Source organism: Allocoprococcus comes (assembly GCF_013300725.1).
GTDB classification, from domain to species: Bacteria; Bacillota; Clostridia; order Lachnospirales; family Lachnospiraceae; genus Allocoprococcus; species Allocoprococcus comes_A.
Map to the genome: position 1 here is coordinate 165866 of NZ_JAAIMM010000002.1, position 22204 is coordinate 188069.

Annotated in this window: 13 protein-coding genes, 1 tRNA gene and 2 pseudogenes; 3 read left to right on the forward strand and 13 right to left on the reverse strand. The window is 44.7% G+C overall.

Annotated features, from left to right (window positions below; all coding sequences use genetic code 11):
- Positions 1-73: 73 nt before the first annotated feature.
- Both carB and G4407_RS02040 read right to left on the reverse strand, forming a co-directional pair.
- Positions 74-3274 carry a carbamoyl-phosphate synthase large subunit gene (gene carB, locus G4407_RS02035; RefSeq protein WP_173687582.1) on the reverse strand — a complete coding sequence of 1067 codons (3201 nt, stop codon included), beginning with the start codon at positions 3272-3274 and terminating at the stop codon, positions 74-76.
- The gene (locus G4407_RS02040; RefSeq protein ID WP_173687583.1) at positions 3274-4344 is read right to left on the reverse strand and encodes a carbamoyl phosphate synthase small subunit; all 1071 of its coding nucleotides are present in this window, start codon (positions 4342-4344) and stop codon (positions 3274-3276) included. Before G4407_RS02040 ends, carB begins: the two co-directional genes overlap by 1 nt.
- A 237-nt stretch (positions 4345-4581) precedes the next feature.
- On the opposite strand from G4407_RS02040, the gene G4407_RS02045 reads away from it, so the two are divergent.
- Positions 4582-4654, forward strand: a tRNA-Thr gene (locus G4407_RS02045).
- Positions 4655-4744: 90 nt separating this feature from the next.
- Here the strand turns inward: G4407_RS02045 and G4407_RS02050 are convergent.
- Positions 4745-4951: an alpha/beta-type small acid-soluble spore protein gene (locus G4407_RS02050; RefSeq protein ID WP_022220917.1), complete on the reverse strand. Its 207-nt coding sequence runs from the start codon at positions 4949-4951 to the stop codon at positions 4745-4747.
- Between the two features lie 227 nt (positions 4952-5178).
- Positions 5179-6440: pseudogene (locus tag G4407_RS02055) on the reverse strand (peptidoglycan-binding protein).
- Positions 6441-6568: 128 nt separating this feature from the next.
- Here G4407_RS02055 and G4407_RS02060 point away from each other — a divergent pair.
- Positions 6569-7792: a transglutaminase domain-containing protein gene (locus G4407_RS02060; RefSeq protein WP_173687584.1), complete on the forward strand. Its 1224-nt coding sequence runs from the start codon at positions 6569-6571 to the stop codon at positions 7790-7792.
- A gap of 39 nt (positions 7793-7831) precedes the next feature.
- Here G4407_RS02060 and recG read toward each other — a convergent pair whose 3' ends face one another.
- From recG to G4407_RS02085, 5 genes are all read right to left on the reverse strand, one after another.
- Positions 7832-9892, reverse strand: a complete 2061-nt coding sequence (gene recG, locus G4407_RS02065; protein WP_173687585.1) for an ATP-dependent DNA helicase RecG — start codon at positions 9890-9892, stop codon at positions 7832-7834.
- 4 nt (positions 9893-9896) lie between these two features.
- Positions 9897-11564, reverse strand: a complete 1668-nt coding sequence (locus tag G4407_RS02070; RefSeq protein WP_173687586.1) for a DAK2 domain-containing protein — start codon at positions 11562-11564, stop codon at positions 9897-9899.
- Between the two features lie 17 nt (positions 11565-11581).
- Positions 11582-11941, reverse strand: a complete 360-nt coding sequence (locus G4407_RS02075; RefSeq protein WP_173687587.1) for an Asp23/Gls24 family envelope stress response protein — start codon at positions 11939-11941, stop codon at positions 11582-11584.
- Between the two features lie 263 nt (positions 11942-12204).
- Complete coding sequence (rpmB, locus tag G4407_RS02080; RefSeq protein ID WP_022219990.1) at positions 12205-12393, reverse strand: 50S ribosomal protein L28; 189 nt, start codon at positions 12391-12393, stop codon at positions 12205-12207.
- A 107-nt stretch (positions 12394-12500) separates the two neighbouring features.
- On the reverse strand, positions 12501-13214 hold the full coding sequence (locus G4407_RS02085; RefSeq protein WP_173687588.1) for a CpsD/CapB family tyrosine-protein kinase: 714 nt from the start codon (positions 13212-13214) through the stop codon (positions 12501-12503).
- A gap of 30 nt (positions 13215-13244) precedes the next feature.
- Here G4407_RS02085 and G4407_RS17120 point away from each other — a divergent pair.
- Positions 13245-14261: pseudogene (locus G4407_RS17120) on the forward strand (phosphoketolase family protein); the annotation flags it as partial.
- Positions 14262-14429: 168 nt separating this feature from the next.
- Here G4407_RS17120 and G4407_RS02095 read toward each other — a convergent pair.
- From G4407_RS02095 to G4407_RS02115, 4 genes are all read right to left on the reverse strand, one after another.
- On the reverse strand, positions 14430-15320 hold the full coding sequence (locus G4407_RS02095) for a LysR family transcriptional regulator (protein ID WP_173687589.1): 891 nt from the start codon (positions 15318-15320) through the stop codon (positions 14430-14432).
- Between the two features lie 263 nt (positions 15321-15583).
- On the reverse strand, positions 15584-16984 hold the full coding sequence (locus G4407_RS02105; RefSeq protein WP_173687591.1) for a uracil-xanthine permease family protein: 1401 nt from the start codon (positions 16982-16984) through the stop codon (positions 15584-15586).
- Positions 16985-17009: 25 nt separating this feature from the next.
- Positions 17010-20627 (reverse strand): ABC transporter ATP-binding protein/permease, encoded by a 3618-nt coding sequence (locus G4407_RS02110; protein WP_173687592.1) that lies wholly within the window; start codon positions 20625-20627, stop codon positions 17010-17012.
- Positions 20628-20733: 106 nt separating this feature from the next.
- A complete protein-coding gene (locus G4407_RS02115) occupies positions 20734-22170 on the reverse strand; it encodes an aspartate ammonia-lyase (protein WP_173687593.1) in 1437 nt (478 codons plus the stop codon).
- Positions 22171-22204 lie beyond the last annotated feature (34 nt).

Here is a 22204-nt window from a genome sequence, read left to right on the forward strand (position 1 = left end):
TCTTACTATTACACATTTTCATAACACAAACAGGCAGAGAATCCAATCCCTGCCTGTCCGCATTCATAACATCTTATTCAACTTTCGCAATATCAATCAGTGTAAGCTGACGGATATCTGTATTTTCCAGACTTGTTACAAGTGCTCTTGCGGTATCCATAGCTGTCAGTACATTGACACCTGTCTCGATCGCATTACGACGGATCACAAATCCATCTCGTGCATGATCTGCTCCCTGCGGAGGAGTATCGATGACAAGATCGATCTCATGTCCAAGGATCAGATCCATCAGATTCGGTGATTCCTGCTCAATCTTATTGACCGGAATTGCTTTTACGCCGCCTTCTTTTAATGCATCAGCTGTACCGCGTGTTGCAAAGATACGGTAGCCGAGCGCCTCAAATCTGCGTCCGATCTCAACAGCCTCTCCCTTATCCTCATCACGAACAGTCATGATCATGTTCTTGTATTTCGGAAGGTTGATTCCAGCTCCAAGGAACGCTTTGTAAAGTGCCTCGTTAAATGTAGTTGCAATTCCCAGACACTCACCTGTAGACTTCATTTCCGGTCCAAGGCTGATATCTGCACCACGGATCTTCTCAAATGAGAATACCGGCATCTTGATTGCAATATAATCAGCTTCTTTCTGAAGTCCCGGTGTGTAACCCATCTCTTTGATCTTGTGTCCGATGATCGCTCTTGTAGCAAGCGGAACGATCGGGATACCTGTTACCTTACTGATATAAGGAACGGTACGGCTTGAACGTGGGTTTACTTCGATGACATAAACATCTTCGCCACATACGATAAACTGGATGTTGATCATACCAATTACATGAAGGGCTTTTGCAAGACGCTTTGTATATTCTTCAATTTTACGCTTTGTCACTTCGGAAATGCTCTGTGCAGGGTATACGGAAATACTGTCACCAGAATGGATTCCGGCACGCTCGATATGTTCCATGATACCAGGGATCAGGATGTCTGTTCCGTCACATACTGCATCGACCTCGATCTCTTTACCAACTAGGTATTTATCAACCAGAATCGGGTGATCCTGTGCAATACGGTTGATGATTCCGATGAATTCATCGATATCATGATCGTTGATCGCAATCTGCATTCCCTGTCCGCCAAGTACATAAGAAGGACGAACCAGTACCGGATAGCCGAGACGGTTGGCAACTTCTTTTGCTTCTTCAGCGGTAAATACGGTATCTCCCTTCGGACGCGGAATGTTGCACTGTGCAAGGATCTCATCAAAGAGCTCTCTGTCTTCTGCTGCATCTACGTTTTCTGCGGAAGTTCCAAGGATCGGCACTCCCATCTTCATCAGGGATTCAGTTAATTTGATCGCAGTCTGTCCACCAAACTGAACAACAGCTCCGTCCGGTTTTTCCAGATTTACAATGCTCTCTACATCTTCCGGAGTCAGCGGCTCGAAATACAGCTTATCTGCAATATCGAAGTCCGTACTTACAGTTTCCGGGTTGTTATTTACGATAATCGTCTCGTATCCTTCTTTTGCGAATGCCCATGTACAGTGTACAGAACAGAAGTCGAACTCGATACCCTGTCCGATACGGATCGGACCAGATCCAAGTACGAGGACTTTCTTCTTGCCGGAAGTCTCTTCTACTTCGTTCTGGCTTCCGAATACAGAGTAATAGTATGGTGTCTCTGCTGCGAACTCAGCTGCACAGGTATCAACCATCTTGTATGCTGCAACGATTCCGTTTGCATGACGCATATCGTGGATTTCTCTCTCATCTTTTCCGGTCAGTCGTGCGATGACATTATCCGGGAACTCGATACGTTTTGCTTCTTTCAGAAGTTCCGGTGTCAGTTCCTGTGTCTTCAGAGCCTGTTCCATCTCAACAAGGATTGCAATCTTGTCGATGAACCATTTGTCGATCTTTGTGATCGCATGGATCTCGTCATAAGAAATTCCTTTGCGGAGTGCTTCGGCGATCATCCAGATTCTGCGGTCATCTACGATTTCCAGTTTTTCCAGAATTTCTTCTTTGGAAAGTGCTGAAAAATCATAAGAAAGCAGGCAGTCTACATGCTGTTCCAGAGAACGGATCGCTTTCATAAGCGCTCCTTCAAAGTTATCGCAAATACTCATAACTTCTCCGGTAGCTTTCATCTGTGTCGTCAACGTTCTCTTTGCACTGATAAATTTATCGAATGGAAGTCTCGGCATCTTAACAACACAGTAGTCAAGCATTGGCTCGAAGCTTGCATAAGTTTTCTTTGTAACTGCATTCTTGATCTCGTCCAATGTATATCCAAGAGCGATCTTTGCAGCAACTTTTGCGATCGGGTATCCTGTCGCTTTGGAAGCCAGTGCAGAAGAACGGCTTACACGCGGGTTTACCTCAATTACGCAATATTCAAAAGAGTCTGGATGTAATGCGTACTGTACATTACATCCACCGGTAATATTCAGTTCTGTAATGATATTCAGTGCCGAAGTACGCAGCATCTGATATTCTTTATCTCCAAGAGTCTGGGAAGGTGCAACAACGATACTGTCACCAGTATGAACTCCGACCGGATCAATATTTTCCATATTACATACAGTAATACAGTTTCCGGCACTGTCTCGCATTACTTCGTACTCGATTTCTTTCCATCCTGCAATGCAGCGCTCTACAAGAACCTGTCCTACACGTGACAGACGGAGTCCGTTCTCAAGGATTTCTTCCAATTGTTCCTGATCATGTGCGATACCACCACCGCTTCCGCCGAGGGTATATGCCGGACGAAGAACAACCGGATATCCGATCTTATCTGCAAACGCAACACCATCTTCTATATTTTCAACGACCAGTGAAGCTGCAACCGGCTCACCGATCTTTTCCATGGTATCTTTAAATTCCAGACGGTCTTCTGCTTTCTTAATGGTTTCCGCCGTTGTACCGATCAGTCTTACATTATGTTCCTTAAGGAATCCTGCTTCTTCCAGCTCCATTGCAAGATTCAGTCCGGCCTGGCCTCCAAGGGTAGGAAGTACGCTGTCCGGTTTTTCTTTAAGGATCAGCTGTTCTACAACTTCTACCGTAAGTGGTTCGATATAAACGCGGTCTGCAATATCTTTGTCTGTCATGATCGTTGCCGGGTTCGAGTTCAGAAGTACAACTTCAAGTCCTTCTTCCTTCAGTGAACGGCATGCCTGTGTTCCGGCATAGTCAAATTCTGCTGCCTGTCCGATTACGATTGGACCGGAACCAATAACTAATACTTTCTTTATGTCTTTATTTCTTGGCATTATTTTGTTCCTCCCATCATATCCATAAATCTGTCAAACAAGTAACCAGAATCCTGTGGTCCCGGGCAAGCTTCCGGATGGAACTGTACTGTGAAAATATTCTTTCCAACGTATGACATTCCTTCGTTTGTCTTGTCATTGACGTTCACAAATGCAGGTACTGCAACGCTTTCCGGAATGCTATCAGCATCTACAGCATAACCATGGTTCTGGGAAGAAATATAAACTCTTCCTGTCTGCAGATCTTTTACCGGATGATTTCCACCTCTGTGTCCGTATTTCAACTTATAGGTCTTACCACCGTTGGCGAGTGCCATCAGCTGATGGCCCAGACAGATTGCAAAGATCGGGATCTCTGAATCGTATAATTTTCTGATTTCTTTAATAATGGAAGTGCAATCCGCCGGATCGCCAGGTCCGTTCGACAGCATGATACCGTCCGGATTTGCGGAAATGATCTCTTCTGCAGGTGTATTTGCCGGGTAAACGGTAACTTCACAGCCACGATCATTTAAAGATCTTGCAATGTTGTTCTTCGCACCAAAGTCCATCAATGCAACTTTTGGTCCATTGCCTTCTAAGACATATTTTTCACTGCAGGTTACTTTGGAAACTACATCTCCTACTTTGTATGCATGAAGTTTCGGAAGTACCTCATCCAGATTGTAATTTTCATTCGTTGTGATCATACCATTCATTGTACCCTTTTCCCGGAGGATTTTGGTAAGTGCTCTGGTATCAATTCCTGCAATTCCCGGAATATCCTGTTCTTTCAGGAAATCCTGAATTGTACCTTCACAACGGAAGTTGCTTGGCATTCTGGACAATTCTCTTACAATATAACCATCCGGCCACGCCTTCTTGGACTCCATATCCGGTGTAATACCATAGTTTCCGATCAGCGGATATGTCATGACAACGGCCTGTCCGGCGTAAGAAGGGTCTGTCAGCACCTCTAAGTATCCAGTCATTGAAGTATTGAATACAATCTCACTAATCATATCTTTTGTTGAGCCGATGCTTGTGCCTTCAAACACAGTTCCGTCTTCTAAAATTAGAAACGCTTTCATATGTTCACCTTATCCCTTCGTAATACTCTTTTATTCTCAAAAAAGGGGCACTCTTGGAGTCTTTTCAATTCCAGAGCGCCCACACTTTCTCAAATTGTAAAAAGTTTACCATATCTGGTTTCAGATTTCAATACCTATTTTCTATGTTTATTTTAAAGTGTAATTTTTTTAAAAAAGAGTTGCTTTTATTCAAAAATTTGATATAATATAATTCGTGACTGCGAAAGTAGTACGAATGCTGGAATAGCTCAGTCGGTAGAGCACTTCACTCGTAATGAAGGGGTCGTCGGTTCAAGTCCGATTTCCAGCTTAGTGACCAGTGAAAAAGGGAGTGCCTGTTTATCAGACATTCCCTTTTTTGTATCCGGCAGAAATGCCTATGATACCTTCACTGACTGTCCTATCGACCGGACATCTGTTTTTCCTGTTCTTCGATCATTTTCTTGACCATATAACCTCCGACAGATCCGTTCTGTCTTGAAGTTAAGTCTCCGTTGTACCCGTCTGATAACGGTACTCCCAGTTCACTTGCAACCTCGTATTTAAATTTGTCCAGTGCACCTTTTGCTTCTGGCACGGCTGCTCTGTTTGATGAACGACTTGCCATATTCATTTCCTCCTTTTTTGTAACATTTTGTTTTGTGTTACGCTCTTAGTATATGGAGAATAATCCAGATTACACTGGGAGGTTTTGTTAATTTTAGCATTTTTTATTTTGCAGTAAACTGCGCCAGATGAGTATGAAACATTTTAAGCTGAAGCATCACACATTTGGTATTCTTTGCATAAAAGCAGACTTTGGGAGAAAATTCAGATTATAATATAAAATCCAAGTCAGGATAATTCTGCAATTCTGGATACACCCACATAAATTTCGGAAATTTTATACCATGTACGGTAATCAACAGTTCCGGTTACCGGAAGACCGAACACCGACTGGAATTTGCTGACGGACGCTGCTGTTGCCGGGCCATAAATACCGTCAACTGTGATTTTCGGAATCACCGGGTATGCACCGGCAATAACATTTAGCTGTTCCTGCATTTGCCGGACTTTTGTACCAGAAGAGCCCTGGGAAAGGGTATACCCTGGCCATGAAGACGGAATGCCTGAAATTTCTTCTGCGGTGTTGATGTAAATATCATCTCCGTAATAATAGCGGAGGATTTCCGATGGAGAATACCCCTGATCACCAAGTGCTTTAGAACCCCATTGGGTCATCCAGTTCGGACACTGAACCTGTCTTCCGTCACAGTATTGTGTCAGAATCGGCTGCCTTACATTCGGTCTGGAAAGATAATCTGCAAACAGTTCGTCCACCACTGTAGAAATGGAGTCAAAAACATTACGTTCCGGAATCCATTTGTGATCAAAAGCCGTAGAAGATGTAATTGTGAAATCATAGCCCTGATTGCGATACCATTCGGTGTAAACCCGGTTCAGCGTAAAAGACATGATTGCCAGTACATTTGCCCGGATCGTATTTTCCGGCCAGGTTGCATAGATTTCACTGGAAGCAACATTTTTGATATAATCTTTATATTTTACATAATAATTCTGTGCGGTAGAATCGCGTGGTGAGCCATTGTGCACAACGATGTATTCCGGCACGACAACTCTGCTTAGCACAATCTCACCGGTTTCGTTTACTGGTTTAATCTCATTTTCCGGGATTTTCGGCGGATACACACCGTACAGAGTATGTGCAGGAATCACAAAGATTTCCGGGGTCTGGTCTTCCGGGACAAGTGGACGCAGACGAATCTTCTGAATTGCCGTCACACCGGCCAGTATCTCCGTTCCTGCGATGCTGACCGGCTCGAATCCCGGAGCGTTTACTTCCAGGGTATATTCCGCATATGGCTGTTCTTCATTTGTCACATCCAGGCTATACTCCACAGGCGGTGCGTCAAGCTCAATGGTTTCACTTTGTCCGGAGCTGTCGGTTGTCAGTTCTTCCAGGGGGGGGTTTCCGGAATACCTGTATAGGAAATACGGATTGACGCATCTGGAACGGGAAAAGAATCAATAGACGAAGTAATCTGTATCTGCAACTTCCCCCGGTCAGAAGTCTGCATGGCTTTCAAAAATCTCATAGCTGATATCCTCAAGGCTTTTTATACTGTCAGAAACACTATATGCAAAAAATATCCTTGTTGTGCAAAAATGAAGGGTATGTTATGATGAAACATACAGATGAGTATTTGGAGGAATTGAATAGATTATGCGAAAAAAGAGGCATCAAACCGGAAAAATTTTTTCGTTCATTCTTTTGGGGCTTGGCTGTCTCTGTCTTATATCCGGAGGAATCCTGATCGGCAGACAAATGTCAGCCAATCCGAAGGCAGAGAGTTCCGCGCGGGAAAAAGTTCCTTACGAACAGGAAAAAATTACGGATGCAGAGGTCACCGGAGAATTCTACTATGAACAGCTTTCTGATGAAGAGCAAACGGTTTATCGGGAAATTCTTCAGGGTATCCAGGAAAATAAAAAAGAAATTTATCTGCATTGCAGCAACGCGGATACTGCAAATGAAGTATTTCAGAATGTGTTAAATGACAGACCGGAAATTTTCTGGTGTGATGGAAATGCAACTTCCACAGAATATTCTCAGTCTGAAGGACAGAGCCGATATGTAGTAATAGAACCCAATTATCTTTATGAGGGAGAAGAAAAAGAACAACGGAATCAGGAGATTGAATCGGCAAGAGACACCTGTCTTTCTGGCATTTCAGACCTTTCAGATGAATATGAAAAGATCAAATACATTTACACCTATCTCATAGATAACGTAGATTATGATCTTGATGCACCGGATAACCAGAACATTTACAGTGCTCTTGTCGGAAAAAGATCGGTTTGTGCCGGCTATGCAAAAAGCTGCCAGTATCTGCTGCAGCAACTGGGTATTTCCTGTATCTATGTAACCGGACAGACTACAGATCCAAATGGAGGTGTCGCAGACCATGCATGGAATATTGTTCAGTGCAATGGTCAGTATTATTATGTAGATGCAACCTGGGGAGATCCGATATTTCTCGGCGAAGCTAATGGCTATCAGATACCGAACCTGATTGCTTACGATTATCTCTGCTGCAGTGAAAAAGAGCTTAAAAAAACACATACGATCAGCACGGACTATTTATATCCGGCATGTCAGTCTGAAGATCTGAACTATTATCAGCTGAACGGCATGTATTATGATACCTATGAGCCTGATATGCTGCGGGAAGTGATCGACAGATCGATTGAGCACCAGGAGGCTTATACGATATTTAAAATGTCAGATGATGCAGTCTATCAGCAGGTTGTGGATGAAATGCACGAAAACCTCATGGAACAAGGTGCAGGATACCTGGGTGAGCTGTATGGACTTTGGCAGGTTTCTTATTCATACAGTGAAGAAGCATCCCTTAACAAATTTATTATTTACTGGTTTTATGAATAAAAAGATAGTGGGCAGAACAATTGCCCACTATCTTTTTATCTACAGCGTCGTTTCCAGATTGCTTCCCGAAATGTAAGCCGCAAGCTTTTCACCCAGCAGTTTATATTTTTCGCCTTCTAACAGTGGATCATCACTCAGGATTTCACCCGCTGCTTCCCCTGCTTTTTTCAGAAGCTCCGAATCCTGGAACACATCTCCGATCCGGAAATCCATCAGTCCGCTCTGCCGGATTCCAAAAAGGTCTCCTGGTCCCCGAAGCTTCAGATCTTCATTCGCAATAAAAAATCCATCATTGGATTTGTTCAGGATCTCAAGTCGCTTTTTTGTCTCTTTCGTCTTCGAACCACTCATAAAAATACAATAGGACTGATGTCTGCCACGTCCTACGCGCCCGCGGAGCTGATGAAGCTGTGCCAGTCCAAAACGCTCAGCATTCTCCACCATGATCACCGTGGCATTCGGCACATTGATGCCAACCTCGATAACTGTTGTTGACACCAGGATCTGAATCTCATTCTTTGCAAATGCTCCCATGATCTCGTCTTTTTCTGCCTGTTTCATCCGCCCATGAAGCGCAGCGATCCGGATCTGGTCACCCATCTCACTTTGAAGAAGCTGTGCATAGTCAAGGACATTCTCCGCATCCATTGCCTCACTCTCTTCTACCATCGGACAGATCACATAGCACTGTCTTCCTTCGGCGACCTGCTTTTGCATAAAGCGGTAGGCAGTCGGCCGGTAACTGGTATCTACCACACAGTTCTTGATTGGCAGACGGTTTGCCGGAAGTTCATCAATCACCGAAATATCCAGATCCCCATATAAAATGATTGCCAGTGTTCGAGGAATCGGTGTCGCACTCATAACAAGAATATGAGGAATTTGTCCTTTTCCTGCAAGTGCCTCTCTCTGACGGACACCAAATCGGTGCTGTTCATCGGTAACAACAAGTGCCAGATTCTGGTATTCCACCTTCTCCTGGATCAGTGCATGGGTTCCCAGAACAATCTGCACTTCTCCCGCAGCAATCCTCTGATAAGCTTCCCTTTTTTCCTTTGCTGTCATCGACCCGGTCAGAAGCTCTGTTTTCACCGGAATCTGATACTCTTCCAGCATCTCTGTGATTGATTCGTAATGCTGCTTGGCCAGAACTTCTGTCGGAGCCATCATTGCGCCCTGATAACCGTTCAGTGCCGCCAGAAGAAGAGCCAGAAGCGCTACTATTGTCTTACCTGAGCCAACATCCCCCTGGATCAGGCGTGACATCACAAGTTTTCCGCACATCTCCTCCTGGATCTGTTCCCAGACTCTCTTCTGTGCTCCGGTCAGTTCATATGGCAGATTTGCAAGAAAGCGGTCGATTTCCGACCGCCTTTTTATCACAAATCCGTTTTCTGCACGCTCATTTCGCTCTCTCGTCCTGCGAAGAGCAAGCACGAAAATTAAAAATTCTTCAAATACAAGTCTCTCTCTTGCATGGTAAAATTCTGCCTTATCCAATGGAAAATGTATCCCGCGGATCGCATAGTTATACTCAGCCAGATGATATCGAAAGCGCAGATCTTTCGGTAGATCATCGGAGACGAGATCCAGATATTCCATCGCACCTTTAACCGCTTTTGCTACTGCATTGTTCGTCATACCGGCAGTTAACGGATAAATCGGCTGAAGAGTTCCGCACTTTTTATCGTAACTCTCCGGTGGTGAAAATAACTCTGGATGCTCCATAATCAGCTGATCCTTTTTGGAAACTACCCGTCCTCTTATGATAACCGGCATTCCTGGCTTCAATGAATTGCGCAGAAATGGCATCCGAAACCAGATCACCTTCAAAGTACCAGTCAGATCTTTTACGTATGCTGTCGTAATCTGCATACGCTTTTCTCCTCCAACCTGTACTCTTCCGTATATCACGCCTTTTACCGTGCTGATCTTTCCTTCTTCCAGCTCTCCTACGCTTACCGGCTCTTCATATACATCATATCCTCTGGGATAATAACGGAGCAGATCACCGATGGTAAAAATTCCCATCTTGTGAAACAGTTCCTCGGTTTTTGCCCCGATTCCTTTCAAGTTACGGATTTCTGACTGCTCATTCATAAGCCTATTCTACCGCCAGCACATAGTAGTAAATCGGCTGTCCGCCCATGTGTGCATCTACGTCCATATCCGGATATAATTCTTCAATCTCTGCTGTCAGCTTTTCTGCTTCTTCTTCGGAAACTTCTTCTCCATAATAGAGACTGATCAGTTCAGAATCATCATTTACCAGCTGTGCCAGCATGTCCTTTGTAGTGCCATCGACAGACTTGCCAACTGCAAGGATACCTGCATCACCAATTCCCATGATATCACCTTCATGGATTTCTTTATCATCGATGTGGGTATCCCGGACAGCATAAGTTACCTGACCTGTCTTTACACATTTGATTGCTTCCAGCATCGTCTCTTCATTTGTATCTACATCTTCTTCTGCATTGTAATTCAGAACTGCTGTGATTCCCTGCGGAACGGTCTTTGTCGGAATTACGATAATATCCTTGTCTTCTGTCAGATCACGCGCCTGATTTGCAGCCATTACAATATTCTTATTATTCGGAAGAATGTAAATATAGTCTGCATTTACATGATCGATCGCTGTCAGCATATCCTCCGTACTCGGGTTCATGGTCTGACCACCCTCGATAATGTAGTCCACGCCAAGTTCTTTGAAGATTTCATTTAATCCTTCTCCGATCGAAACAGCAATAAATCCGACTTTTTTACGTGGCTCTTTGGCTTTTTCTTTCTCTTTCTGGGCTGCTGCAAGCTTTTCTGCATCTTTGATCAGCTTTTCCTGATGCTCTTCACGCATATTATCAATCTTCATGCGGGATAACTGTCCATAAGTAAGTGCTTTCTGGATTGCAAGTCCCGGATCGTTCGTATGAACATGGATCTTAACAACGTCTTCATCAGCTACACATACGATAGAATCACCAATCGATTCCAGATAAGCCTTAAATTCTACTTCATCCTTATCTGTAAATTCTTTGTCCAGGAGAATAATAAATTCGGTACAGTATCCAAATTTGATATCCACTGTACTCTCAGTTTCAACCTTTGTTGCATTAACAGCCGGAGAAGCCGGTGCAAGTGCACTGTAGTCAATCTCTTTGCCGAGGAATGCATCATATGCCCCGCGCAGTACTTCCAGAAGTCCCTGTCCGCCGGAATCTACAACACCTGCCTCCTTTAATACCGGAAGCATATCCGGAGTCTTTGCCAGAACAGTCTCTGCCTCTTCAATCAGCTTCGGAAGAAATTCTTCCAGATCATCTGTCTCCTCTGCAAGTGTCTGAGCCTTTTCAGCCACCCCTTTTGCAACGGTAAGAATCGTACCTTCCTTCGGCTTCATAACAGCCTTATACGCTGTCTCTTTTGCACGTACAGCTGCTCTTGCAAGTGCAGGTACATCAATTTCACTTTCCGTCTTGATGGATTTTGTGAATCCACGAAGCAGCTGGGAAAGAATAACACCGGAGTTACCTCTTGCACCACGGAGAGAACCGGATGAAATTGCCTTAGCAAGAGAAGCCATATCCATGCCTTCCAGTGCAGTTACTTCTTTCGCTGCCGCCATAATTGTCATAGACATATTGGTTCCTGTATCACCATCCGGTACAGGGAACACGTTCAGTTCATTGATATATTCCTTTTTTGCTTCTATATTCTGTGCGCCTGCAAGAAACATCTTCGCAAGCAGTTCTACATCGATACTCTTTGTTGCCACAACAAGTTCCTCCTTAATTAGTCGATCACGCGGACGCCTTCGATATAGATGTTGATCTTATCGACGCTCATACCTGTAAATTCTTCAACTTTATACTTCACGTTGCTGATCAGATTGTCTGTTACTGCTGAAATACTTACTCCGTAAGCTACGATCACATGAAAATTAAGTGTAATCTTATTCTCATCAGAGATTCCAACCTGGATTCCCTTCGTAAGGCTTTCTTTTTTCAAAAGTTTTACCAGACCATCTTTCATGCTGACAGCTGCCATACCGACAATTCCAAAACATTCAACTGCTACAGATCCTGCATATTTTGCGATCACTTCCGGATCGATCGTGATGATTCCTAAATCAGTACTCATACTTCCCTTCATATGCCATCCTCCAATTCTCAAAATTCATATCAATAAATCTATTTTTAAACGTTGAAAATATTATACTCTATTTCCAATGCTTTTACAACCAATGCATCCTGAATGTACGGCAGCTCTCTTAACAGCTCACTGTCGTACATTCGCCAAATACAAATCCGGACAGATCCTTGTGCGAGCACAAATCTGTCCGGATTTGTATTTGGCTCATCATATACGCAAAAAACCGAAGCTTAAAAGCTTCGGTTCTCATCATTCCGCTCAGATTAAGCTCTTTCAACGCGTCCGGATTTCAGGCAGCTTGTACATACGTACATTTTCTGTGTTCCGCCGTTTTCCGTTTTAACTCTAACGGATTTTACGTTAGATTTCCACATCTTAGATGATCTTCTATGAGAGTGACTTACGTTATTTCCGAAATGAGCACCCTTTTCACAAATAGCACATTTAGCCATGATTGCACCTCCTAACGATCTGAAATGTCTGCTTACATATCTTGCAGACTCACAACAATAATTATTTTAACAGAAACTTTTAACAATTGCAAGTGTTATTTTCACTTTTATGCATTTTTTGTTTCTTCATTGTGTCCATAATAGCCCTCATACTTCTGTGAGCCATAATATTTGTTATAATATCCCTTCTGGTTCTTACGCTCTACCTTGTTAAGGACAACACCAAGAACGGAAACTCCCGAATTTTCCAGCTGGTCTTTTACATTCTGCACCAGACGGTATTTTGTCTTACCTGCTTCGACAACAATAATAGCGCCATCACTCTGCCGTCCAATGATTGCCGCATCAATAACAAGACCAAGCGGCGGGCAGTCAATGATAATATAATCATAGACATTCTTCATGGACTCCAACATACCGGTAAAACGTTTGGATTCCAGAAGCTCTGTCGGATTCGGAGCCTCCGGTCCGGAAAGAAGAATATGAAATTTCGGAATATTTGTCGCCATAATCACATCTGCAAGCACACACTGTCCGGAGAGGAAGTGTGACAGCCCTTTATCTGCACCGGTAATCTGAAGTTTCGATGTCATAACAGATTTCCGGATATCCGCATCAACAAGGATCACAGATTTTCCCATGTCTGCAATTGATTCTGCCAGCGCAACAGAAACAGAGCTTTTCCCCTCTCCCGGCACACAGCTTGTTACAAGAATGACTCTTTTATCATCTCCGCAAAACTGCAGATTGGTACGCAATGTCCGGATTGCTTCACGCACCCCGTAGCTTTTCTTTTCAATCGATAAATTAACCTTTTTCACTAAAACACCTGGCTTGACACAGACGACTGTCTTGCAAGAGACGGACGTATCATGGATGGTATGTTAAGTGAACATATGTGTGAAGGATGGTTAGAGGGATATCTTCTGACAGGACGTCACGGATTCTTCGCAAGCTACGAAGCATTCATCCGTATCGTTGACTCTATGGCAGCACAGCATGCAAAATGGCTGAAAGTCTGCAACCAGCTTTCATGGAGACAGCCAATTGCTTCTCTGAACTTTATCCTGACATCCAACGTATGGCAGCAGGATCACAATGGATTTACACATCAGGATCCGGGATTCCTGGATCACATTGCCAACAAAAAGGCAGACGTTGTACGCATGTATTTACCACCGGATACGAACTGCTTACTCTCATGCTTCGACCACTGCATCAAGAGTAAGAACTATGTCAATGCAATCGTAGCATCTAAGCATCCAAGCTGCCAGTGGCTGACTATGGAACAGGCTGTTAAGCATTGTACACAGGGTATCGGTATCTGGGAATGGGCACGTAATGACTGCGGTGAAGAACCGGATGTTGTTATGGCTTGCTGCGGTGACACACCGACACTTGAAATCATGGCTGCTGTTACCATCCTTCGCGATGAAATGCCAGAACTCAAGATCCGCGTTGTCAATGTAGTCGACCTGTTCAAACTGGAATCTGACCACAAACATCCACATGGATTAAGTGATGCAGAATACGATGCAATCTTCACAAAAGACAAACCGGTTATCTTCGCATTCCACGGATATCCGACACTGATCCATGAGCTCACTTATGAACGTCATAACCACAACATTTCCGTTCATGGATATCAGGAAGAAGGTACGATCACAACACCATTCGATATGCGTGTACAGAACCAGATCGACCGTTTCAACCTGGTAAAAGATGCAATCATGCATCTGCCACAGCTTGGTAACAAGGGCTCATTCCTGATTCAGAAGATGAACGACAAACTGGTTGAACACAAACAGTACATTGCTGAATACGGACAGGATCTGGAAGAAATCAGAAACTGGGAATGGCATAAATAACACCAATCGTTTTTCAATCCAAAATTCTACTTTATACTTACAAATATAGAAATGCCCCGGAATTTTATGATCCACACATAAAATTCCGGGGCATTCTTCTTAGCGTTACCTTTCTTTACATGCTGCCACACCCACACGGCAGACATCTGCTTTGAACTCCCTTTTCTCTTAGTTCTGACTACTTAAGAACTTCTGAAACTCCTTCGATGCAATACTCTGCGGGTACTCCATATCATAGATCAGAATGATGTTTCTGGTCGGAAGCTTTTCTTCCACCTCAATCTCAAATACATTTCCCGCCCGTTTTTCTTCTTCGGCAAATTCTTCCGGAACAAAACCGATCCCAAGATTATGCCGGACTGCCGGTAAGATCAGGTCTGTCGTCGCAAGCTCCATATCCGGTGAGAACTGCAGGCCATGTTCTGCGAAATAATCATTCAGGAATTTTCTCGTAAGTGCTTCCGAAGTCAGACTGATCCAGGGATACGCCGACAATTCTTCCAAAGAAACTTTTCTCCCTTTCAGTTCTGTATAACGACTCCCTCCGATCAGAACCTCATGATATTCCCGCAGTTTCTTCATACGCAGCGGCTTATTCACCTGCAGATCCGTTGACACAAACGCCAGATCTACCTTTCCTTCTTTTACAGCGTTCACCGAATCCATGGTACTGTTATTTAAGATTTTGAAATGCACGTTCGGGTAAATGCTGTTGAACTCCCCCATTGCCCGGAACAGGAAACAATGCAGGGCTGTCTCGGTCGCACTGATATAGATCGTTCCATTCTCCAGGCTGATCAGATTGCTCAGATCACTCTCCCCTTTAAAGAACTGGGCACATCCTGCCGCCACATAGCTGTAGAAGGTTCTTCCCTCCGGTGTCAGCTTCATTCCGGATTTGCTTCTGGTAAATAACCGGCAGCCCAATTCATTTTCCAGATTGTGTATCGTTCTCGTCACCGCCGGCTGGCTTGTCTTTAATACGCTGGATGCTTTCGTAAGATTCTCATACTTTGCCACATAATAAAAAACTTTATAATATTCAAAATTCGAATTCATATGCCTCTCCTTTGCTGTCTCATTTCCTCAGTTTTGTCTGTCGTAAGTATAGCATTCATTTTTATTCTTACAATCATAAGCATCCGTCCTTTTTTACATAAAAAAATCGTTCCAGAACCTTACCGGTTCAAACCGTTTTTTCAGTTCTTTTGCCATCACATTCCGGTCTGACTTTTCAATATACACATCATTCCTACAACCGGGAATGCTTTGCAAATGGTGCCTGCGACTGTGCAGATTGGATAGGGGATATTTTATCACGTTTACAAATCTGTTGTTTTTTTCTTCGGAAGACAGAGACTTAAGATCAATGACACCACAAACACACCTGCAACTGCATTTCCATTAAAAATATCTCCTACCTCCTTCGGAAATGCGGAAAAGAAGTTTCCGGAAGTCTGTGTCAGTCCGACACCGATACAGAATGCCAGCGATACGATGATCATGGTTCTGTCATCAAACACACACTCTTTGAGCATCTTGATCCCTTCATACATGATCGATCCGAACATCATAACCGTACAGCCTCCAAGCACTGCCTGCGGAAGTGAGTTAAAAAATGCACCCAGTGGTGGGAACAAAGAGGCGAGGATCAGGATCAGCGCGCCCATCAGAATGGTAAAACGGTTAATGACTCCTGTCATCGTGACAAGCCCGATATTCTGACTGAAAGAAGTAAGCGGCAGACAGCCAAAACATCCTGAAATCGCACTGGAGAATCCATCCACGGCAAGAGACCCCTGCAGTTCTTCCATCTTGATATCCCGCCCCAGCGCACCGGTACACACTGCGGTAGTTGCACCTGTTGTCTCTGCTGCCGATACCAGGAAAACAATTGCAATGGTAAAGAATGCTCCCAGATCAAAGACCGGTTTATGGGAAGTAAAAAATACAAGCTTTGGAAGGCTGAACACACCGACCTGTTCAATCGTCTTTGTAATTCCTGAGAAATCGACCATCGGCGCAATCCCCACCACAGTAAATACAATTGACAGAAGATAACCGCAGACCAGACCAACCAGTACGTTCAGGTTCTTGTATACGCCTTTTAACAGATAACGGGCAGCCAGACACACAACCAGTGTGAAAAATCCGACCATAAGATGGTACCACGCTCCAAAATCTTCTGCCCCATTTCCACCGCCCCAGGAATCCATTCCTACCGACAGAAGGGAAAGTCCAATCGCAATTACCACACATGCCGATACTACCGGCGTCAGGAACCGTTTCCAGTATTTGGCACTCATTCCTACCAGTCCCTCAAAAATACCTCCGGCGATCACCGCACCAACCATTCCTTCATATCCAAGTTCCGGATTGGTACAGATCATCAGCAGACTCCCAAGAAAGGTAAAACTGACTCCCATAACGATCGGAAGTCTGGAACCAATCTTCCATACCGGGTAAAGCTGCAGACAGGTCCCGATCCCCGCCGCAAACATCGCGCACTGCAGAAGCTGTGTAATTTCAGCAGCACTTAAGTGATTCTCCGATCCTCTCACAAATGCCGCACTGCACACGATCAGTACCGGTGCCAGATTCGACACAAACATTGCCAGCACATGCTGGAGTCCGAACGGAATCGCCTTTTTAACCGGCACTCTTCCGTTCAGACAGTAAATATTTTCCTCTCTCACCGCTTTTGTATTTTTCTCTTTATCCATCTTCCTTTTTCCTTCATTCTCCCTTTTATTCTGTCCGAAGTGCTGTCACCGGATCACTTTTTGCCGCCTTTCTTGAAGGGATGATTCCGCCAAGCAGAGTCAGTCCGATACTTAAAAGAATCAGCACCACCGCCGGAAGTACCGGTAAAAACGCATTGACTTTGTTATTATCTGCCACCGCATGGATGATCATATTTCCAGGGATCAGAAGCAACAGTGACAGTCCAATCCCGATCAGTCCGGCACAAAGCCCGATGATAAAGGTCTCCGCATTAAATACCTGGGACACATTTCCCTTGGATGCCCCGATCGCACGCAGGATTCCGATCTCTTTCTTTCGCTCCAGTACACTGATGTAGGTGATCACTCCGATCATGATCGAAGATACGACAAGGGAAATCGCCACAAACGCAATCAGCACGTAACTGATGATATCCACAATATTCGTCACCGAGGACATCAGCGTTCCGACGATATCGGTATAGGTAATCACCTGTTCTTCTTTCCCTTCTTTTTCCATCTGACTGTTATAGGAATCCAGAATCTTTACTACTTCTTCCTTACTCTCAAAATCTGTCGGATAGATGGAAATCTGGCTTGGATTGTCAAAATCCGCATATCCCAGCTTCTGAAGATTATTGTCGTAAGAAGCAGTTGCACTCATCGTCATCGATGTCATCAGTTCTGCCAGATCATCCGTCGTCATATTCATCTGGAATGCCTTTGCAAATGCTTCCGTATCAATTTTCATCGAGCTTCCAAGCATATTCTGCAGCTGGGTTCCTACATTTCCCATTGCCGCCTGCATGGCGTTTCCGATTCCACCTGTGATCTGGGTGACAATCTGGTTCATTGCTGAAGTAATCTGCGTTTCAATCGCACCGGAAATCGCTCCGGTATAAGCTCCCATTACCTTTGACATGTAACTTCCCATCGCCGCACCAAGCTGACTCTCCAGCTGATTCAGGTCGATCACTTCGGAAAGCCCGCTCATCAGACGCTGCTTTCCATCTGCCGTGGCAAGATAATTCAGAAAATGCTCTCCCATCTTCGTCGGATCTGCCTTTCCATTTGCCGCAGCATATGCCGAATAACCGCCGGCAAGTTCTCTTGCCAGCTTTGTCAGCTGATCCGAAGTAATATTTACCACCGTATCCCCGAACGTCTCCTGCTGCCATGCATCCATAATCGCTTTGGCTTCTGGTGTCTGCAGATATTCCATCAGATGCTCTGCAAAGGTATCCGGATCCGTATAGCCGTTCGCTTTCGCATATTCCTGATAACCAGCCATTACCTGCCGTACCAGCTCCTGCATCTGATCAGTCGTAATCTGAAAACCACCAGCATTTTCAATGATTTCTCTTAAATTTTCTTTCAGGATCTTCTGTGCATCATCTGTGGTCAGATAATCCATAAAATCCCCTGCCAGATTGGAATAATCTGCCTCCGGATGGGATTTTACATACTCCTGATACCCTTCCAGAACGCTTGCGGACAGCTTCTGCATCCCGCCCGGTTTCACGGTAAGATCCAGACTACCGATCATATCTCCCAGATTCATCTGCGGCATCCCGGACACATCCAGATCGATCTGATCCAGATTCACCATACCGGACAGATCCAGGGAATTTCCGCCCATCTGGAATGCATTTCCCAGATTCAGGGAGTCTGCCGCTAAAAGATTACCAGAAAATCCATCTGAAAGCGCACTGTCATCAAATCCAAAGGCTTTCTGAAGTGCATCCTCATCGACCGTAAACAGGCTGTTCTCATCCAGTCCGTTCTTCTCTTCTGTACTTCCAAACTGCTCTCCGGTAAAGACATTCTTTGACGGATTTTTCAGCTGGTCTTTGACAATCTCACTTTTTGCCGCCTCTTTTGCCACATGCTCTGTCAGACTCTGTGGATAACCAATCCCCGGTGTCAGGGCAGACGCATTTGCATCCTCCGATGCCTGCACGATACCGACAATTTTCAGGGCTTCCCCGTTATCAACCAGCTTTTTCATATAATCCGTATTATCGGATTTGTCCTTCCAGACCTTATACTGGCTGTCATATTCGTAGCAATCCGATACGTTGACCAGCTTGAAGGTCTTCCCTAAAATATCCTCATATGTGTAATCGCCAATATCCGCCGGCGTATTTACATCTTCCTCGTTGATAAACTCCTGGATCATCTCGTCCAGTTCCATCTGATCCCTGAGTCCCAGTGTATAGAGGAGGAAATCACTCATGCCTCCATTTGGAGTCAGCACCAGCACACATTCGTTATAACTTTGTGGCCAGCGTCCCTCTTTCACATCATACTGATTCTCGTACAGGCTTTCTGTCTTCGGCATCTCATAGAACACATTGGTGCTCATCATAGACGACATCAGACTGCTGGTGCTTGCACCGGAACCGATTCCCAGTGCTTCAAAGGATTTGTCCGGATTCACCTGCCGGACTGAACCATCTTTATTCTGCCGGAAGATCCGCGGGGAAATGCTATAGGAATATTCCACTGCACTGGTGTAATCCTCAATCCCGCTTTTGCCGTCATCCAGGTATTCTTTCAGGGATTTCAGATCATTGGAATCCATCGTGGAAAACATATTGGTCATCACCTGCATGACCTTGACTTCCCCGTCTTTTTTTGTCTCCTTTTTATCAGTACTGCCCGAACCGCTGTCCATATTCCCCACCATCATGGAAGTCATGTCAAATCCGGTGCTCTGGATCTGAAGCGGATACTCGGAAAGGGTCTCTTCCTCGATCGACTTAATATAGGCATTCACTCCATTGGAAAGTGCCAGGATCAGTGCAATTCCTATGATTCCGATGGATCCGGCAAACGAAGTCAAAAGGGTTCTTGCTTTCTTTGTCTTTAAGTTATTAAAACTTAAGGAAAGTGCCGTCAGAAAGGACATCGATGATTTCCCCATGTTCTTATGCTCCGGCTCCTTCATGACCGCTTCATTGACATAAAATTCGTCCGTATCCGAGCGGATCTTTCCGTCCTTGAGTGTGACAATACGGGTTGCATATTCTTCGGCAAGCTCCGGGTTATGTGTGACCATCACAACCAGCCGGTCCTTTGCCACCTCTTTTAAAAGTTCCATAACCTGCACACTGGTCGCCGTGTCCAGTGCCCCGGTCGGCTCATCAGCAAGCAGGATATCCGGATCGTTGACCAGTGCACGGGCGATTGCCACCCTCTGCATCTGTCCGCCTGACATCTGGCTCGGTCTCTTATGCAACTGCTCTCCAAGACCAACTTTTTTCAGAGCCTCGATCGCTCTCTTTTTCCGTTCTTCCTTCCCGATCCCGGAAATAGTCAGTGCCAGCTCCACGTTGGCAAGCACTGTCTGATGCGGAATCAGATTATAACTCTGAAATACAAAACCAATGGTATGATTCCGATAGGAATCCCAATCTCTGTCTTTATATTTTTTCGTGGAAATCCCGTTGATGATCAGATCACCACTATCGTACCGATCCAGTCCACCGATGATGTTAAGAAGCGTCGTCTTTCCCGAACCACTCGGTCCCAGGATCGCAACAAATTCATTGTCCCTGAGATTCAGGCTTACATCATCCAGTGCCTTCTGTACCAGCGTACCTGTACGGTATTCTTTGCAGATATGTTGAATTTGAAGCATAAAAATTCTCCTTTTAAGTTGTAACTCATGAAACACGTATGTTTCATTGTACACCCTTAAAAGGAGAAAATCATGTCTTTTAGAAAAATTTAATTCTTTTTAGTCTTTATTTTCTGAGAAGTTCTTTTCCTGAAATACCTGGCTCTGTCATATTGACCGGATCCAGAACGGTTTCCATCTCTTTTTCACTTAAAAGCCCTTCTCTGAGGATCAGATTACGGATGGATTCTCCGGTCTTCATTGCTTTTTTCGCAATCTCCGCTGCTTTCTCATAGCCTACATGCGGACAGATTGCAGTAATTACGCCAATGCTGTTCTCTACCAGCTGACGGCATCTCTCTTCATTGGCTGTGATTCCTGTCACACAGTTATCTACGAAAGTCTGGACTGCATAAGCCAGGGTATCGATGGACTGGAACAGGCAGTAGAATACGATTGGTTCAAACGCATTCAGTTCCAGCTGTCCGCCCTCTGCTGCCATCGTGATCGTCACATCATTTCCAATGATGTTAAATGCGACCTGGTTCACTACTTCCGGGATGACCGGATTCACCTTTCCCGGCATGATCGAAGAACCATTCTGCTTTGCCGGAAGGTTGATCTCGCCAAATCCGGCTCTTGGTCCGGATGACATCAGACGCAGGTCATTGGCGATCTTGGAAAGTGTGACTGCACATGCTTTCACTGCACCGGATACTGCCACAAACGGATCCAGGTTCTGGGTTGCATCAATCAGATCAAAGGCCTGGACAAACTGAATATCAGATATTTTTGAAAGATTCGGAACAATGCGGCTTACATAGGCTTCATCTGCATTGATTCCGGTTCCGACTGCCGTTCCACCCATGTTGACAGTACGCATCTCATCCATCGCCTTATCCATACGGTGGATATCACGCATGATGGCATCGGAATACGCCTGAAATTCCTGACCCAGACGAATCGGAACTGCATCCTGCATCTGGGTGCGTCCCATTTTGATCACATGGTCGAATTCTTCTGCCTTTTTGCAGAGTGCTCCGTGAAGTCTGAGCAGTTCTTTTTTCAGATTCTGAAGAAGTCTGAGTGAAGTCATCTTGCCGGCTGTCGGAATAACATCATTTGTGGACTGTCCGCAGTTTACATCATCATTCGGATTTACTGCTGAATAATCTCCTTTTTTTCCGCCAAGAATCTCAATCGCACGGTTGGCAATGACTTCGTTTGCATTCATGTTCAGAGAAGTTCCCGCACCTCCCTGGATCGGATCTACGATAAAGTACTCATGCAACTTTCCTGCAAGGATCTCATCACATGCCTGTACGATTGCTTTTGCCTTTTTCTTTTCCAGAATCCCACTCTCGCAGTTGGTGATCGCAGATGCTTTCTTTATGTACGCAAGACTGTTGATGATCTCCGGATGCATATTCAGCCCGGTAATGCGGAAATTCTCCGCAGCACGCAGGGACTGTACCCCGTAATATACATCTCCCGGAATATCCTTTGCCCCTATTGAATCCTGTTCTACACGATAACCTGTCTTGTTTTCTTTTCCTTTTTCCATCTCAAAAATCCCTCAATTTTTCATTTTTCTCTGG

Coding starts and splice junctions, on each gene's coding strand:
- carB (WP_173687582.1), bottom strand. CDS start 3,274: ATGCCAAGAAATAAAGACATAAAGAAAGTATTAGTTATTGGTTCCGGT.
- G4407_RS02040 (WP_173687583.1), bottom strand. CDS start 4,344: ATGAAAGCGTTTCTAATTTTAGAAGACGGAACTGTGTTTGAAGGCACA.
- G4407_RS02050 (WP_022220917.1), bottom strand. CDS start 4,951: ATGGCAAGTCGTTCATCAAACAGAGCAGCCGTGCCAGAAGCAAAAGGT.
- G4407_RS02060 (WP_173687584.1), top strand. CDS start 6,569: ATGCGAAAAAAGAGGCATCAAACCGGAAAAATTTTTTCGTTCATTCTT.
- recG (WP_173687585.1), bottom strand. CDS start 9,892: ATGAATGAGCAGTCAGAAATCCGTAACTTGAAAGGAATCGGGGCAAAA.
- G4407_RS02075 (WP_173687587.1), bottom strand. CDS start 11,941: ATGAAGGGAAGTATGAGTACTGATTTAGGAATCATCACGATCGATCCG.
- rpmB (WP_022219990.1), bottom strand. CDS start 12,393: ATGGCTAAATGTGCTATTTGTGAAAAGGGTGCTCATTTCGGAAATAAC.
- G4407_RS02095 (WP_173687589.1), bottom strand. CDS start 15,320: ATGAATTCGAATTTTGAATATTATAAAGTTTTTTATTATGTGGCAAAG.
- G4407_RS02105 (WP_173687591.1), bottom strand. CDS start 16,984: ATGGATAAAGAGAAAAATACAAAAGCGGTGAGAGAGGAAAATATTTAC.
- G4407_RS02110 (WP_173687592.1), bottom strand. CDS start 20,627: ATGCTTCAAATTCAACATATCTGCAAAGAATACCGTACAGGTACGCTG.
- G4407_RS02115 (WP_173687593.1), bottom strand. CDS start 22,170: ATGGAAAAAGGAAAAGAAAACAAGACAGGTTATCGTGTAGAACAGGAT.